A 1,657-nucleotide genomic window follows, 5' to 3' on the forward strand; every position below is an offset into this window, starting at 1 on the left:
TTAGGAGAAGATATGACCAAGGATTTACAAAAGAGAACATTGTTTGCGGTATTGGCCCTGGCGATTTTCCTTCCAGTCTTGTTTGCGGGAGGGCTCTTGTTGCAGGTAGGGATTGGCTTGTTAGCAATGCTAGGCGTCCATGAACTCTTGCACATGAAGGGGCTAAAGACTATGACCATTGAGGGTGCCTTGACTCTTTTTGCGACCTTCGCTCTCACAGTTCCTTTAGAAAATTACCTAACTTTTTTGCCTGTTGATGGGAATGTAGTTGCCTATAGTGTTCTGATTACCATAATGCTAGGGACAACCGTTTTCAGTAAAAGCTATACGATTGAAGATGCCGCTTTTCCAATTGCTGTGAGCTTTTATGTTGGTTTTGGCTTCAATGCCTTACTAGATGCTCGGGTGGCAGGTTTTGACAAGGTGCTTCTGGCTCTCTTTATCGTTTGGGCGACAGATAGCGCAGCCTACCTGACAGGGATGAATTTTGGTAAACATAAAATGCTCGCCTCCCCTTTTATGCGACAAGTATTGGGATGTGGTGTATCCGTATAGGGACAGCCTATCTTATGGGTATTGTTCTTGGTTGGGGGTTGCCTGGTATTTGGGCTGGAACGTTATTGGACAATGGTTTTCGATGGTTATTTCTACGCTACCGTTACCAAAGTTATATGAGCTTGAAAGGATAGGAAATGAAAAAAACAGCTTTTATTTGGGATTTAGATGGAACCTTATTGGACTCTTACGAAGCGATTTTGTCAGGGATTGAGGAAACCTTTGGTCAGTTTTCTATTCCTTATGACAAGGAGAAAGTGAGAGAGTTTATCCTCAAGTTTTCGGTGCAAGATTTACTGGAGCAGGTGGCAGAAGAGCGAAAACTGGATGTGGAAGTGCTCAATCAGGTGCGTGCCCAGAGTTTGGCTGAGAAGAATGCCCAGATAGTTTTGATGCCAGGTGCGCGTGAAGTGTTGGCTTGGGCAGATGAAGCAGGGATTATGCAGTTTGTTTATACCCATAAAGGAGACAATGCCTTTACCATTCTAAGAGACTTGGGTTTGGAATGTTATTTCACAGAAATTTTAACTAATCAGAGTGGTTTTGCACGCAAGCCCAGTCCAGAAGCGGCGACATATCTGCTAGACAAATATGAGTTGGATCCTAGGACTACCTATTATCTAGGGGACCGGACTTTGGATGTGAAATTTGCCCAGAATAGCGGTATTCAAAGCATTAACTTTTTAGAGTCAACTTATGAAGGGAATCAGAGGATTCAAGCATTGGCAGATATTCCCTACATTTTTGAGGATGAGCAATAAAAAGATTGTGTCAGTTTTATGACAGAAGGCTAACAAACTATTTCAACTGATCTAGTTTGTTACAAGGAATAGACAGTTCTGTTAAATAGGCCCGAGAGGGCTTTTTTTCTGTTTTTTTTGTGTTATGATAGACAGGTACTCATTTGAAAGGAATATGAACGAATGAAGAAAAGAATTATTTTAGCCTCAACAGTAGCCCTGTCTCTTGCTCCCGCATTAGGAGCTAAAGCTCAAGAAATCTCTTGGACAGCACGTAGCGTTGAGCAAATCCAAAATGATGTGACGAAAAACGAGAACAAAAACAGCTATACAGTTCAGTATGGTGATACCCTGAGCACGAT

1 protein-coding gene and 3 pseudogenes are annotated in these 1,657 nt (G+C 42.2%); all 4 read left to right on the plus strand.

All coding sequences use genetic code 11. The features are described from left to right. Nucleotides 1-12: 12 nt before the first annotated feature. Nucleotides 13-504: pseudogene (locus GMD6S_RS11265) on the plus strand (phosphatidate cytidylyltransferase); the annotation flags it as partial. After that, a pseudogene (locus GMD6S_RS13050) lies at nucleotides 501-689 on the plus strand (MATE family efflux transporter); the annotation flags it as partial. The pseudogenes GMD6S_RS11265 and GMD6S_RS13050, both read left to right, overlap by 4 nt. 3 nt (nucleotides 690-692) lie before the next feature. After that, nucleotides 693-1,316 carry an HAD family hydrolase gene (locus GMD6S_RS11270; RefSeq protein ID WP_000750409.1) on the plus strand — a complete coding sequence of 208 codons (624 nt, stop codon included), beginning with the start codon at nucleotides 693-695 and terminating at the stop codon, nucleotides 1,314-1,316. 162 nt (nucleotides 1,317-1,478) lie between these two features. Beyond that, nucleotides 1,479-1,657, plus strand: a pseudogene (locus GMD6S_RS12665) (peptidoglycan-binding protein LysM); the annotation flags it as partial.

The sequence above is a fragment of the Streptococcus sp. GMD6S genome, from assembly GCF_000297015.1.

Bases quoted from the DNA above. Each gene is read 5' to 3' on its own strand.
- GMD6S_RS11270 (WP_000750409.1), top strand. From the start codon at position 693: ATGAAAAAAACAGCTTTTATTTGGGATTTAGATGGAACCTTATTGGAC.